This window comes from Allobosea massiliensis, assembly GCF_042655245.1.
In the GTDB taxonomy this organism is placed as follows: Bacteria; Pseudomonadota; Alphaproteobacteria; order Rhizobiales; family Beijerinckiaceae; genus Allobosea; species Allobosea massiliensis.
The window spans coordinates 104,306-118,395 of the sequence record NZ_JBHSLU010000051.1; the positions used below are offsets into that span (position 1 = coordinate 104,306).

Genomic DNA, 14,090 nt, shown 5'->3' on the forward strand with positions numbered 1-14,090 from the left:
TTGCGGCCGATGTCAGGATCGAGCCCTCGCGCTTCAGCCGCTCAGGAAGCGGCCCCGCGGAAAGCGACGCGATGGCTCTGATCATCGCCCTCGTCGAAAGCCTGTCCTTCATTCTCCTGGCGGCGCTCGCCGTCACGGTCGTGATGGCGCGGGTGGAGCGCTATCCGCGGCTGCGCCCGGTGTTGATCGGCCTGCTCTTCGCGGTGGCCGGCCTCGCCAGCATGATGCACCCCTTCATGATCCTGCCTGGCGTGGCGGTCAGCTCCCGCAACATCGCGGCCCTTCTTGCCGGCGCAGTGGGCGGACCAGTCGGAGCAGTTCTGACACTCGGGCCGCTCTCGGCTTTCCGCTACTTTCAGGGCGGAGCCGGCATGACGATGGGGCTCGTCGGCCTGCTGCTCGCTGCCGCTGCCGGCCTGGCCGTTTATTGGCGCAGGCCGCGCATCGAGCGTCTCGTCGTCAAAGGCGACATCCCTCTGATCGCGCTTGCTTCGGCGGCCGTCCTGATCCCGACGCCACTTCTGCTGCCCGATGCCGACATGGTCTGGCGCGTCATGACGCAGGCCATGCCGCCGACCATGGTGGTCAATGTGGCTGGCGCGACGCTCGGCGCGCTCATCATCCTCATCGACGCCGAGCGCCGCGAAATGGCCTATCGCTTCCGCAATCTCGCGGAGAAGGTCCCCGGCACGCTCTACCAGCGCATCCTCTCGCCCGAGGGGCGGGTCAGTTACCGCTTCGCCTCCTTCCAGCTCGGCGAATTGCTGGGGCTGAAGCAGGAGGAGGTCGAGCGCGACGCGCGCGTCTGGATCGACCGGATGATCCCGGAAGACCGCGCGCGCTTCGAGGAGGCCTGCCGCAACGGCTTCGATCCGAGCGACAACTGGCGCCTACATCTGCGCTACCACGGGAAGGACGGTCGCATCGTGGCGCTGCGTAGCGAGGCCACGATGCGCAGCCTGCCCGACGGCACCCGCATCTGGGACGGCATCCTGTTCGACGCCACCGACGAATGCAGCCTCGAGGCAAGCCGAGCCGAGATCGAGGCCGCCCGCCGGCGGCAGCTCGACGAACTCGCGGGGCAGCTGGAGGTCACCGTCGGCAAGGCGCTGAGCGAAGTCTCGCAATCCGCCCGCCGTATGCACGAGGCCGCGGGGGCGATGGCGCTGAGCGCCGATGCCACGACGAAGCGTGCGGAAGCCGTGACCCGTGAGGCCGATTCCGCTTCCGCCCGCATCGGCAGTGTCGCCGCGGCGGCCGAGGAGATTGACGCCTCGATCCGGGAGCTGACACGCCAGACGGACCAGGCCGACCAGGCTGCCCATCAGGCCGCGAGCTATGTGCGCGAGACACAGGCCGATGTCGCCGGACTGAATGCCGCTGCCGACAAGGCCAGCGCGGTGCTCGATTTCATCGAGGACATCGCCGCACGGACCAATCTTCTCGCTCTCAACGCCACCATCGAGGCCGCCCGCGCGGGGGCCGCCGGCCGCGGCTTCGCCGTCGTCGCCGGGGAGGTCAAGAATCTCGCCGAACAGACCCGGCAGGCGACGCGCGACATCGCGGCGACCTTGCAGGAGGTGCGCTCGGCCGCCGCGACCGCTGCCGGGGCGGTCGCCTTCATGGACCGGACCATGAGCGAGATGCAGCAGAGCTCGGGCGTGCTGGCGCGGGTCGTCAGCCGCCAGGCCGACATCGTCACCACCATCGCCGGGGACGCTCAGGCCGTGGCCCGCAGCGCCGTCGCGGTGACCTCCAATGTCGGCTCGGTCGGCGACGAGGCGCGCGTGACCGGCGAGGCCGCCAAGCTGGTCCTGGAGGCGGCCCGGACCGTCGAGGAGCAGACCGGCGCGCTCGACCACTATGTCGGCGATTTCGTCGCCAGCGTCCGCCGCCGGCTCTGACGGACCCCTTCTTCAGCTCCGTCGTCGGCTCTTCGGACGGCGGGGCATGGACGGGCCGCGCCGCGTGCGGCTTGTGGCGGGCCGGCCCCTTGCCTATGGTCCGCGTCCCCTGGGAAACGCTCACAAAAAGAATATTGCGATGTCCGACCAGCCGCCGATCAAACGCACTCGCCCGACCTTCACCGATCAGGAAGCCCTGCTGTTCCATTCGGAGGGCCGGCCCGGCAAGCTCGAGATCGTGGCCACTGTGCCGATGGCGACGCAGCGCGACCTGTCGCTGGCCTATTCGCCCGGAGTCGCGGTGCCGGTTCTGGCCATCGCCGAAGACCATACGCGCTCCTATGATTACACGGCGCGCGGCAACCTCGTCGCGGTCATCTCCAACGGCACCGCCATCCTCGGCCTCGGCAATCTCGGCGCGCTCGCCTCGAAGCCGGTGATGGAAGGCAAGGCCGTCCTGTTCAAGCGCTTCGCCGATGTCGACTCGATTGATCTCGAGGTCGACACCGAGGATGCCGACAAGTTCATCGAGGCGGTGCGCTATCTCGGCCCCTCCTTCGGCGGCATCAATCTCGAGGACATCAAGGCCCCCGAATGTTTCATGATCGAGCAGCGCCTGCGCGAGCTCATGGACATTCCGGTTTTCCATGACGACCAGCACGGCACCGCGATCATCGCTGCCGCCGGCCTGATCAACGCGCTCGATCTGACCGGCCGCGACGTCAAGACGACGCGCCTCGTCATCAACGGTGCCGGTGCAGCCTCGATCGCCTGCACGGAACTGCTCAAGGCGATGGGCTTCAAGCCCGACAACGTCATTCTCTGCGACACCAAGGGCGTGATCTATCAGGGCCGCACCGAGGGCATGAACCAGTGGAAATCGGCCCATGCGGCCGTGACCGACCGGCGCACCCTCGCGCAGGCCCTGGACGGGGCGGACGCCTTCTTCGGCCTCTCGCAGAAGGGCGCCGTGACGCCCGAGATGGTCGCCTCGATGGCAAAGAACCCGATCATCTTCGCCATGGCCAATCCCGATCCGGAGATCACGCCCGAGCAGGTCCATGCCGTGCGCGACGACGCCATCATGGCGACCGGCCGCTCCGACTATCCCAACCAGGTCAACAACGTCCTCGGCTTCCCCTTCATCTTCCGTGGCGCGCTCGATGTGCGGGCCAAGACCATCAACATGGAGATGAAGATCGCCGCCGCCGAGGCGCTGGCTTCGCTCGCCCGCGAGGACGTGCCCGACGAGGTCGCCGCCGCCTATCAGGGGTCGCGGCCGCGCTACGGCAAGGACTACATCATTCCGGTGCCTTTCGACCCGCGGCTGATCCAGGTCGTGCCGATGGCGGTGGCGAAGGCTGCGATGGAGACCGGGGTCGCCGGCAAGCCGATCGTCGACATGAACGCCTACAAGGCGCAGCTCTCGGCGAGACGCGATCCCGTCGCCGGGACGCTGAACCGGATCTTCGAGCGCGTCCGGCGCTATCCCAAGCGCGTCGTCTTCGCGGAGGGCGAGGAAGAGCAGGTCATCCGCGCCGCGGTCTCCTTCGTCAATCAGGGGCTCGGCCACGCCATTCTGGTCGGCCGCGAGGAGCGCGTCTTCGAGACCGCGACCTTCCTCGGCATCGATCTCGAGACCAAGGGCATCTCGGTCCAGAATGCGCGGCTGTCCAAGCGCAACACCGCCTATGCGCAGTATCTCTATGAGCGGTTGCAGCGGCAGGGCTATCTCTTCCGCGACTGCCAGCGCCTGATCAACCAGGACCGCAATCATTTCGCAGCTGCCATGGTCGCGCTCGGCGATGCCGATGCGATGGTCACCGGCGTCACCCGCAACTATTCGATCGCGCTGGAGGAGGTCCGCCGCGTCATCGACGAGAAGCCGGGGCACCGCGTGATCGGCGTCTCGATCGTGCTCTCGCGCGAGCGCACCGTGCTGGTCGCCGACACGGCCATCACCGAGATGCCGACGGCGAAGGAACTCTCCGAGATCGCGATCGAGGCCGCGGGCGTGGCCCGGCGCCTCGGCTATGAGCCCAAGGTCGCGATGCTCGCCTTCTCGACCTTCGGCCATCCGGCCGGCGAGCGCTCGGAGAAGGTGCGCGAGGCGGTCAAGCTGCTCGACGCCCAGCGCGTCGATTTCGAGTATGACGGCGAAATGGCCGCCGACGTCGCGCTGAACCGCGATCTGATGGCGCAGTACCCGTTCTGCCGACTGAGCGGGCCGGCGAACGTGCTGATCATGCCGGCGTTCCACTCGGCCTCAATCTCGACCAAGATGCTGCAGGAACTCGGCGGCTCGACCGTGATCGGCCCGCTGATCGTCGGCCTCGACAAACCGGTCCAGATCGTTCCGCTCGGCGCCAAGGACAGCGACATCGTCAACATGGCCGCGCTCGCCGCCTTCAACATCGGCGGCTGAGGCGTCGGATCAGGAGGCCGCCGCGCGTCTCTTGCGCGTTGCGGCGGCTTTCTTGGCGGAAGCCGAGCGCTCCGCGGCGCTGCGCGACGCGGAGGCCTTGCCGCCGCGCTCGCCACCGCGTTTCGCCGCGCTGTGATTGTCCGGCTTGCCGCGCCCCGAGCCGCTTTTGTTGCCGCCGCCGCTCTCCTTGTTGACGGTGGCCCAGGCGCGCCGCTCGGCCTCCTCCTTGTCGACGCCGCGCTCCTCGTAGCTCTCCTCGATATGCTCCGCCTTGCGCTTCTGCTTGTCGGTGTAATCCGATTTGTCTCCGCGTGGCATGGCCCATCTCCCTGCTGTCGTCGCGGAACGCCGGGCTGCAGCTCCGGTTCCCGTTCATTCTGAGTTCATTCGACCGCGGCCAGCCTGTCGCCAAGGCCGGAAAACCGGCGGTTGGGGATCGTCGGGTTCGTGCGGGCGGCAGGTGAGACGCCGGGTAGGGGAGCTGTGCCGGGGGACCGGCAGGTGGCGTTGCGCTTCGCGCGGCTCACCGGCGGCTTCTGGCGCGGCGCGCAGGCCGGGCGCGCCTGGTTCTGGTCGCTGCTGCTGGGCTGCGCGATCATCCTCGGCGTCTTTGCCAATGTGACCGTCAATCGCTGGAACGGCTGGTTCTTCGACGCGCTGGAGAAGCGCGACAGCGAGAGCGCCCTGATCGCGGTCGCCGTCTTCCCCGTGCTGGTGCTGATCGTGGCCGGGCTCGGCGTGGTGATCCTGGTCGCACGCGAGACCTTCCAGGTGCATTGGCGGCACTGGGTCACGGCCAAGCTCGCCGACCGCTGGGTCGGCCAGCGCCGCTTCTTCCGCCTGAGCCTGTCCGGCTATGAGCCGGCCAATCCCGAATACCGCATTGCCGACGACGTCCGCTGGGCAACGGAGCCGGTGGTCGATTTCGCCATCGGGCTGCTCTCCGCGGTCATCACCATCATCACCTTCATCGAAATCCTCTGGAAGATCGGCGGGGCGCTCACGGTCCAGACCGGGGGCACCACCCTTGTCGTTCCGGCCTATCTCGTTCTGGCGGCGATCATCTATGCCGTCCTGGTCTCTCTGCTCGTCACCATCGTCGGCCGGCGCCTGCCCGGCCTGATCGCGGCGCGCAACGAGGCCGAGGCGCGGCTGCGCTTCTCGCTGATGCGGATCCGCGACCATGGCGAGACGATCGCGCTCTCTCGCACCGAGACGGGCGAGCGCCTCGCCGTGGCACGGACCTATGACGGGCTCGTCGGCCGCTGGCTCGCCATGATCCGCCAGCGCGGCCGGCTGACCTGGATCACCAATGGCAGCGGCGCGCTCGTGCCGGTGGTGCCATTGCTCCTGGCTGCGCCGAAATATCTCTCCGGCGAGATGTCGCTCGGCGGCGTCGTTCAGGTCGCGGCCGCCTTCGTCGCCGTCCAGAACGCCTTCAACTGGCTGCTCGACAACTTCATGCGCATCGCCGAATGGCTGGCGGCAGCCCGGCGCGTCAACGAACTCGCCGATGCGCTGGAGCGGATCGACGGCGAGCCGCCCGGCGAGCATCTGGCCGTCTCCCCGAGCGCGGACGGGTTCTTCCGCCTCGACGACATCACCCTGATCGACCGCGACGGACGGACGCTGGTCGCCGACATCACCTGCGCGCTGCCGCCGGGTGCCACCTTGCACGTCTCGGGCGAACTCGGTCTCGGCAAGGCGGCGCTGATCCAGGCCGTGGCCGGGCTCTGGCCCTGGGGGCGTGGCGAGATAGGCCTGCCGTCCAATGCCTTCGTCACCGCCGTGCCGCACAAGCTGCATCTCTCGGAGGGCAGCCTGCGCGCCGTGCTCGAAACCGGCCACAGCCTGCCGGAGGAGCAGCTCCACGGGGTGTTGCGGCGCTACGGCCTCTCGACGCTCGCTCCCTCGCTGGACGAGACCCGCGACTGGGATCGGGAACTCGCCACCGGCGACCGGCAGCGCCTGGCCCTGGCGCGGGCCGAACTCGAGCAGCCCGACATCATCCTGCTGGACGAGGCCACGAGCGCCTTCGACACCGACGCGGCGCTGGAGCTGCTCGGCCAGCTGCGCGCCGCCCGGCCGGACGCCATCATCATCGCCTTCGGGCAGGGCGCCGGCTTCGCCGAGGTCGCGACCCACCGCCTGCTCCTCAAGCGCGCCGGCGGGGTGGTGCGGATGGCACAGCGCCAGCCGGCCTCCGATAGCGTCGCGCCTTGCGCGGCATCGGTCCATGCCGAACCCGCCGAATGACCCTTCACCGCCCTCTGGAGCCTGAGACGATGACTGCTGCCGCGATGAACATCTGGGACGTCTACTGGGGCCTGCGTGTCGAGCAATGCCCCTGCGACGTGCATTTCGTCGAATGGCTCGAGGAGCTCGGCCTCACCGGCAAACGCGTCTACCACTTCGGGACCGGCGGCCATCACTATGTCGGCATCCGCTGTGCCGAGCCGGAGCTTGACTGCACGGTGCTGGGCATCACCGCCTCGCCCAAGGAATACGACGCCTTCGTCAAACTGGCGACCGGCAACCCGACCATCACCAAGACCTACAGCGCCTATTTCGGCGACATCTACACCAGCAATGCGAAGCTGCTGCCGCGCTTCGACATCGTCACCCTTTTCCATGCCTGCGAGTTCAGGACGGAAGCGAACGATGCCTATGGAGCGCTGACCGACCGCGAGGTGATCGACCTGTTCACGGGCCAGACCGACGCCGGCGGCTACCTGCTGTTCTACACCGGCTCCTTCGCCTATGCGACGGCGGAGCCCATCATCGCCGACTGGGCTAAGACCGCCGCTGTCGAAGAGGTTGCCTCGTTCAAGACGCTGCGGGTGTTCCGCAAGACCGGCTGAGCCACCCCCGCGCCGGGCTCATGGGTCCCATTCGGCAGGCGGTCCCGCCTTGTGGATTGGTGCACAGGCTTTATCTCTGCGGCCGGGGCCCTTCGGCGCCTCGTGTCCGCAATCGGCGCCGCCGCTCTCCGGCCGGCGCCAGAACCCGTCATGAGTGCGCATGTCGTTCGGCCCGCTCGAGCCTGGAATGCCGCCACGCCGGCGCAGCCGTTGGTGGTGGGTCGGCCCGCTTGCCAGCGTCATCATCTTCGGCGCCTCGCTGGTGGTGCTCTGGCACATCGTCCGCGAAATCCAACCGGGCGAGCTGGCCAACGCCTTCGCCAATGCGAGCCTGCGCCAGCTGGGTCTCGCCTGCGGCTTCACGGCGCTGAGCTATCTCCTGCTGACGGGCTACGACGCGCTCGCGCTGAAACGGCTCGGCCTGTCGATCCCGTACCGCACCACCGCTCTCGCCTCCTTCACCAGCTATTCGGTTTCCTTCACGCTCGGCTTTCCGATCGTGACCGGCGGCACCGTCCGCTACTGGATCTATTCTCCGAAGGGCGTGCGCGCGTCCGAGGTCGCAAGCCTCACAGTGATCGCGGGGCTGACCTTCTGGCTCGGCCTCGGCGCCATCCTCTGCGTCAGCCTGCTCTATGCCACGCCCTCGGTCGCGGTTCTGGCGCGCACCTCGCCGCTCGTCGTTCAGGCGGTCGGGGCGGCCGTCGCGGCCGGGACCCTCGGCTATCTGGTCTGGATCGCGAGCGGCGAGCGCACCATCCGCGTGCGCGGATGGAACCTGCCTCTGCCGGGATTGGGCATCACGCTGGGCCAGATGTTCCTCGGCGCGGCGGAGGTCTGTGCGGCGGCGGCCGTGCTCTTCGTGCTGCTGCCGGGGGGGCACGGTATCGACTATCCGAGCTTCCTGGCCGTCTATGTCTTCGCCTGCCTCGTAGGCATCGCCAGCCATGCGCCGGGCGGTCTCGGCGTCTTCGAGGCGACGATGCTGGTGGCGCTCAGCCGCCTGCCCTTCGAGCCCGTGCTCGGGGCGCTGCTGATCTTCCGCATCATCTATTACATCCTGCCCTTCATCCTCGCTCTGGTGCTGCTCGCCCTCAACGAGATGATCAGGCGCATCCGCCGCCACGAACGCTGAGGCCGGCCCTCACTTCAGCGCCACCACAATCAGCAGGAACAGCAGGACGAGCGCGATCTGCTTCAGGCTCCAGTCGATGCGGGCGAGCAGATCCGTCGTCGTCTCCTCGGGCTCCTCGTCGATGGCGGCCGGGGCCGTGACGGGGTTCACGCCTGTCGGCTGCCACTCCAGGCTCTCGACCAGGCCACGCGCCGGTTCGCTCGCCCGTCCCTCGGCATCGAGCCCCAGATGCCAGGACACCGGCAAGCCGGCGGGGGCGTCGCGCTCGCTCTCCCGCACCCATAGGCTCGTCATCGCCGCGATCGACAGTCGCTGCGCCCTTCCGTCGCGAACTGCACTGGAGAGGGCATCGAAGACCGCCAACGGAGTGAAGATTTCGGCCCGGAACCCCTCTTCCGGCCTGTCCGCCCCGTCGTCGAAGCTGAGAACGATCAGGGCGCGCGCCTCGCCCAGCGCGGCCACCGGGCGGATGGTCAGGCCGAGCGATGTCGCTTCACCGGGATGGCCGACCCGCATCAGCCGATCGACGTCTGGCTCCGCGCGGCCCTCCAGCCGCATCGCATCCTCGATCTGCCCGTCGCGGAGGATAAAGCCGCCGATCGGTCGAAGCCCCGTCGCCACGAGCCGGAGCGGTCGGCCGAGGCCTTGCACATAGCGATCGGACCCCCCCTCGACCGTCATCAGGCCCTGTGCCACGGCGACACGTCGCGTCGCGCCTGTATCGACCATCGGATCACGGCTCCCCCAACTGGCCGCGACGATAGCAGGTCACTCCTCAGCGGCGAAACAGCGACCCGACCGGGTGCGCGGGCGGCGCTGCCGCGGTCCCATTTTTTGCATCAGGCGCATGACAAGCGGCCAGATCGCCGGGTTGTCACGCGTTTCGCGAAGCCCTAGAGCGACAGGCAGGGGCTTACGATCATCTGCGCCCGCCGTCAGGCGTGAGGCGCCCAGACAGGCTGCCATGACCGACGCTTCGACGACCGCCGGGCCCCGCCACGGCATGAGCTTCCGTTCCTTCGTCGCCCTGATGGCCGCTCTGATGGCGGCCAATGCGCTGGCGATCGACTCGATGCTGCCGGCGCTCCCCCAGATGGCGGAGGCGCTCGGAATCGCGGGCGCCAATGAGCGGCAATGGATCATCACCGCTTATCTGCTCGGCTTCGGCTCAGCCCAGATCGTCTATGGTACGTTGGCCGACCGCTTCGGGCGCCGTCCGATCCTACTCTTCGGCCTGATCGTCTATGTCGCGGCCAGCATCGCGGCGGCCTTCGCCGGCTCCTTCGAGACGATGATGGCCGCGCGCGTCGCCCAGGGCATCGGCGCCGCGGCGACGCGCGTGCTCGTCGTCTCGATCGTGCGCGACTGCTATTCCGGCCGCGACATGGCTCGGGTCATGTCGCTCGCCATGATCGTCTTTCTCGCTGTCCCGATCCTCGCGCCGTCGATCGGTCAGGCGATCCTGTGGGTCGCGCCCTGGCGCTGGATCTTCGGCGTGCTGACGATCTTCGGGGCCTTGGTCATGCTCTGGGCCATGCGTCGCTTGCGCGAGACGCAGGCGCCCGAGGATCGCAAGCCGATCGAGGTCGCTACAGTGGTCGCGGCGTTCCGGACCACACTGACGACGCGGCTCGCCGTCGGCTACATGCTGGCGATGGCCTTCGTACTCGGCGGACTGTTCGGCTTCATCAATTCGGCCCAGCAGGTCTTCGTTGATGTTTTCCGCGCGCCGGAGTGGTTCACCACCATCTTCGCGCTGATCGCGATGTTCATGGCCGCGGCCTCGCTGCTGAATTCGCGCATCGTCGGTCGGCTCGGCATGCGCCGCGTCTCGCATGGCGCCTTGCTCGCCTATATCGGCCTGACCGGGCTGCATGCCCTCCTCGCCTGGTCTGGGTACGAAGCGCTGTGGAGCTTCGCAATCCTGCAGGGCGGTACGATGTTCTGCTTCGGGCTCGTCGCGCCCAATTTCGGCGCCATGGCGATGGATCCGCTCGGCCATGTCGCCGGCACGGCCTCCTCAGTCCAGGGCTTCGTCACGACGATCGTCGGCGCGCTGCTGGGCTTCTACATCGGCCAGCATTTCGACGGCACCGTGCTGCCGCTGACACTCAGCGTGGCGCTCTGCGGTGTCGCGGCGCTCGGGATCGTGCTGGTGGCGGAAAAGGGGCGCCTGTTTCGGCCATCGGCGGGGCGGCATTGACGGGTGACGGGTTGAACGCGCGCGCTTCACGGCGGACCGGTCGGTGTTTCGAGAAAGACCGGAAACAGTGAGGCGAGAAAGATAACCCATCGTCATTGTCTTACCTTTTAATTTGTCTAAACAAGTATTGATATAATAATCGACAGCGCAATGTCGGATCAGAGTTGATCCGAGACTGTGTATCGCGCTACGGGTCCGGGCAGATCACCTTCCGGAGACGTGGAATGAACCGCTCGATCATGGCGCTGTCGGCTGTTGCCGCCCTGGTTCCAGCCTGGCCTGCCGGCGCCCAGCAGGCGCGCGTCGAGCAGCTCGACGAGATCGTCGTGCAGGGCGAAGCGGCGCGTCGGCCCGGTAGCGGTGCCACCGGCATCGTCGCCAATGACGGTTTCGTGCCCAAGACCAGCCGGACCGCCACCAAGACGGAGACCCCCGTCGCGGAGACGCCCCAGACCGTCAACACGGTCACGCAGAAGCAACTCGAGGAGCGCCGCCCGCAATCGCTGACGGAGGCGCTGGGCTATACGCCGGGCGTCCGCACCGGCGGCTACGGCTTCGACCCGCGCTTCGACAGCTTCACCATCCGCGGCGTCGACATCACCTATACCGGCGTCTTCCGCGACGGCCTGCGGAACTTCAACAGCCCGAGCGGCCTGTTCCGCATGGAGCCCTACGGCTTCGAGTCGATCTCGATCCTCAAAGGCCCGGCCTCCTCGCTCTATGGCGCCAGCGCCTCCGTCGGCATCATCGACGCGATCTCGAAGCGCCCGACCGAGACGAGATTTGGCGAGGTCGAGATCCAGGGCGGGTCCTTCAACCGCCGACAGATCAATTTCGACCTCGGCGGCCCGGCCAATCAGGCCGGCACGGTCCTCTACCGGATCACCGGCCTGCTGCGGGAGTCGAACACCAGCCTGCCCGGCGTCCCCGACGACCGCCTCTTCATCGCCCCCGCCATCACTTTCAAGCCGAACGAGAACACCAAGCTCACCATCCTCGGCGAATACATGGATTCGAAGACCGGCGGCTCAACCGCCTATGACAACAATTATGGCAGCTTCAGGCTGCGCGACGGGACGGTGATCTTCCCCACGGTCGGCGCCAAGCGGACGATCCTGTTCAACCCGGCCTATAACGACTTCACCCAGAAGCAGGGCCGCATCGGCTACGAGTTCGAGCACAAATTCTCGGACACGGTCTCGGTCCACCAGAACCTGCGCGTCTCGACGCTGTCGACAGACGAAAAGTTCGGCACCACCACCTATGCCGGCCGCGTCAAGGAAGACCTCGATGCGATCTCGACCGACACCTATCTCAAGATGCTCCTGCGCACCGGTCCGATCAGCCATACGGTCCTGACCGGGCTCGACATCGGCCGCGCGAGCTACGGGTCGCGGATCGGCTACAACTTCGCCAGCATCTCCGATCCGGCTCTGCCCGAGCCGACGAAGCAGCGCCAGACGCTGATCGGCGCCTATGTCCAGGACGAGATGAAGATGGGCCCCTGGCGCCTGCTGCTGAGCGGCCGGCACGATTGGCTCTCGAGCACCTACACCGTGCCCGGCACCGCGCCCTCCAAGCAGGACGAGGGCGCCTTCACCGGCCGCGCCGGGCTGAGCTACGTCACCGATTTCGGGCTGACGCCCTATGTCAGCTACGGCACCTCCTTCAACCCCAATCCCGGCACGGTGCTGAATGGTGGCGTCGCCAAGCCGACCAAGGGAGAGACGGCCGAAGCGGGCGTGAAATATGCCGTGCCGGGCTACAACGCCTTCATCAATGCCTCGGTCTTCTGGCTGAAGCAGAAGGACGGCATCGTCTACACCGTGGTCGATGCAGTGAACCGCCAGACTCAGCTCGATTTCCAGTCCCGCGGCTTCGAGATCGATGCGACGACCTCGCTCGGCAACGGGGTGAGCCTGCAGGCTTCCTACGCCTATACCGACACCGAGATCACCAAGCTCTCGCCCGACACGGTCGGCAACCAGATCAACAGTGTGCCCAAGCACGCCTTCTCGGTCTGGGCGGGCTACGACATCGCCACCGGTCCGCTGCGCGGACTCGGGCTCGGTGCCGGCGTGCGCTACACCGGCGCCAATTTCGGCGACGACTACAACCGGCTGATCATCCGCAACAGCGCGACGGCCTATGTCGATGCCCGCCTGACCTATGATTTCGAGAAGCTCGATCCGAAGCTCAAGGGCATCAGCGCGCAGGTGAACGCCCAGAACCTGCTCGACAAGGTCGATCAGGTCTGCACCGCTGGCTACTGCTACTTCAACCAGGGCCGCAAGGTCCTCGCCAGCCTGCGGTACCGCTGGTGAGCGCGGCGGCGGGCGCGGCCCTCGCCGACGCTGCGCACCGGGGCCCGGTTGCCCGGCTCGTCGTCGGGCTGGGCGGGCTCTACGTGGCGCAGAGCGTCATCGGCGGCGTCATCTTCACCGGCCTGCCGGCGGTGATGCGCAAGAGCGGCGCCTCGCTCGACGACATCGCCTTCATCCTGCTCACCGTCCTGCCCTGGTCCTTCAAGTTCCTGTGGGCTCCGGCGGTGGAGCGCTTCCGCTCGCCCCATGGCGGGGTGCGGCGCTCGCGCAGCGCGATCGCGCTCTTCGGCGCCTTCGCGGTCGGGGCCGTCATCGCCTGCGCGCTGATCGGCCCGACCGCGCTCGGGCCGCTGACGGTCGCCATGATGGTGGCCTCCTTCTCGTCGGCCACGATCGACATCGCCTGCGACGGCCATGCGGTCGAGAGTTTCGCCGAGCGCGACCGCGGCTGGGCCAATGCCGCCCAGGTCGGCGGCGCCTATCTCGGCTCGGCGATCGGCGGCGGCCTCTTCCTCGTCCTGATCGACCATTGGGGCTGGCAGCCGGCGACGCTGGTCATGGCCTGCGCGCTGGTCGCGCTCGCGGCCCCCTTCCTGCTGACGCCGGACGGCGCGGTGGCGGCCCGCCAGGACAAGCCGCCCCAGTCGCTCAAGCAGGCCCTGAAGCGCCCCGAGATCCGCTCCGGCCTCGCTCTGGTCGCGCTCTATGTGCTCGGCCAGAAGGTGTCGATGCTGCTGGTCGGCCCCTTCCTGGTCGATGCCGGCCTCAGCCTCACCGCGATCGGCACGCTGAACGGGCTCGGCGTCACCGCGCTCGGGCTGGCGGGCGCGCTCGGCGGCGGCTGGATCCTGCGTCGCATCGGCGCCTATCGCGTGATGGGCTGGACGCTCGGCATCCAGATGCTCGTCATGCTCGCCTTCGCCGTCGTCGCCCATCTGAAGCTCGATGCGCCGGTGGCGCTGATGGCGATCTATCTCGCCTCGGCCGGCACGCTCGCACTGGGCTTCGTCGCGCTCTATTCGGAGCTGATGGGCCGCGCCTCGCTCGACCAGGCCGGCGTCGATTTCACCCTGTTCCAGAGCATGGATTCGATCGTCAGCCTCGTCGGCTGGCGCATCGCGGGATATGCGGGCGACAGGCTGGGCTATGCCGCCTGCTTCGCCGCCGCCGCCGTGCTCGCCCTCGGCGTGTCGACGCTGATCCCGCGCTTCGCGCGCGCGCAGGCAGGCTGAGAGGCC

The 14,090-nt window shown here is 67.9% G+C and carries 10 protein-coding genes; 8 read left to right on the forward strand and 2 right to left on the reverse strand.

Annotated features, from left to right (window positions below):
• Nucleotides 1-71: 71 nt before the first annotated feature.
• Together ACFPN9_RS16790 and ACFPN9_RS16795 are read left to right on the forward strand one after the other, a co-directional pair.
• A complete protein-coding gene (locus ACFPN9_RS16790; RefSeq protein WP_377817261.1) occupies nt 72-1,904 on the forward strand; it encodes a methyl-accepting chemotaxis protein in 1,833 nt (610 codons plus the stop codon).
• 139 nt (nt 1,905-2,043) lie between these two features.
• The gene (locus ACFPN9_RS16795; RefSeq protein ID WP_067993050.1) at nt 2,044-4,329 is read left to right on the forward strand and encodes an NADP-dependent malic enzyme; all 2,286 of its coding nucleotides are present in this window, start codon (nt 2,044-2,046) and stop codon (nt 4,327-4,329) included.
• Nucleotides 4,330-4,338: 9 nt separating this feature from the next.
• Here the strand turns inward: ACFPN9_RS16795 and ACFPN9_RS16800 are convergent, their stop codons facing one another.
• Nucleotides 4,339-4,647 carry a plasmid stabilization protein gene (locus ACFPN9_RS16800; protein WP_377817262.1) on the reverse strand — a complete coding sequence of 103 codons (309 nt, stop codon included), beginning with the start codon at nt 4,645-4,647 and terminating at the stop codon, nt 4,339-4,341.
• Nucleotides 4,648-4,830: 183 nt separating this feature from the next.
• On the opposite strand from ACFPN9_RS16800, the gene ACFPN9_RS16805 reads away from it, so the two are divergent.
• The 3 genes from ACFPN9_RS16805 (at nt 4,831) to ACFPN9_RS16815 (ending at nt 8,325) form a co-directional block, all read left to right on the forward strand.
• A complete protein-coding gene (locus ACFPN9_RS16805) occupies nt 4,831-6,585 on the forward strand; it encodes an ABC transporter ATP-binding protein/permease (RefSeq protein ID WP_377817263.1) in 1,755 nt (584 codons plus the stop codon).
• A 29-nt stretch (nt 6,586-6,614) separates the two neighbouring features.
• Entirely contained in the window at nt 6,615-7,190 is a 576-nt protein-coding gene (locus tag ACFPN9_RS16810; RefSeq protein ID WP_197426548.1) for a hypothetical protein, read from the forward strand.
• A 160-nt stretch (nt 7,191-7,350) separates the two neighbouring features.
• Complete coding sequence (locus ACFPN9_RS16815) at nt 7,351-8,325, forward strand: lysylphosphatidylglycerol synthase domain-containing protein (protein ID WP_377817264.1); 975 nt, start codon at nt 7,351-7,353, stop codon at nt 8,323-8,325.
• A 9-nt stretch (nt 8,326-8,334) separates the two neighbouring features.
• Here ACFPN9_RS16815 and ACFPN9_RS16820 read toward each other — a convergent pair whose 3' ends face one another.
• On the reverse strand, nt 8,335-9,054 hold the full coding sequence (locus ACFPN9_RS16820) for a hypothetical protein (protein ID WP_377817265.1): 720 nt from the start codon (nt 9,052-9,054) through the stop codon (nt 8,335-8,337).
• 235 nt (nt 9,055-9,289) lie between these two features.
• On the opposite strand from ACFPN9_RS16820, the gene ACFPN9_RS16825 reads away from it, so the two are divergent.
• The 3 genes from ACFPN9_RS16825 (at nt 9,290) to ACFPN9_RS16835 (ending at nt 14,084) form a co-directional block, all read left to right on the forward strand.
• Nucleotides 9,290-10,528, forward strand: coding sequence for a multidrug effflux MFS transporter (locus tag ACFPN9_RS16825; RefSeq protein ID WP_245282340.1), 1,239 nt, complete (start codon nt 9,290-9,292; stop codon nt 10,526-10,528).
• 224 nt (nt 10,529-10,752) lie between these two features.
• On the forward strand, nt 10,753-12,852 hold the full coding sequence (locus ACFPN9_RS16830; RefSeq protein ID WP_377817266.1) for a TonB-dependent siderophore receptor: 2,100 nt from the start codon (nt 10,753-10,755) through the stop codon (nt 12,850-12,852).
• Nucleotides 12,849-14,084 carry an MFS transporter gene (locus ACFPN9_RS16835; protein ID WP_377817267.1) on the forward strand — a complete coding sequence of 412 codons (1,236 nt, stop codon included), beginning with the start codon at nt 12,849-12,851 and terminating at the stop codon, nt 14,082-14,084. The genes ACFPN9_RS16830 and ACFPN9_RS16835 overlap by 4 nt, the downstream gene beginning before the upstream one ends.
• The last annotated feature ends 6 nt before the right edge of the window (nt 14,085-14,090 follow it).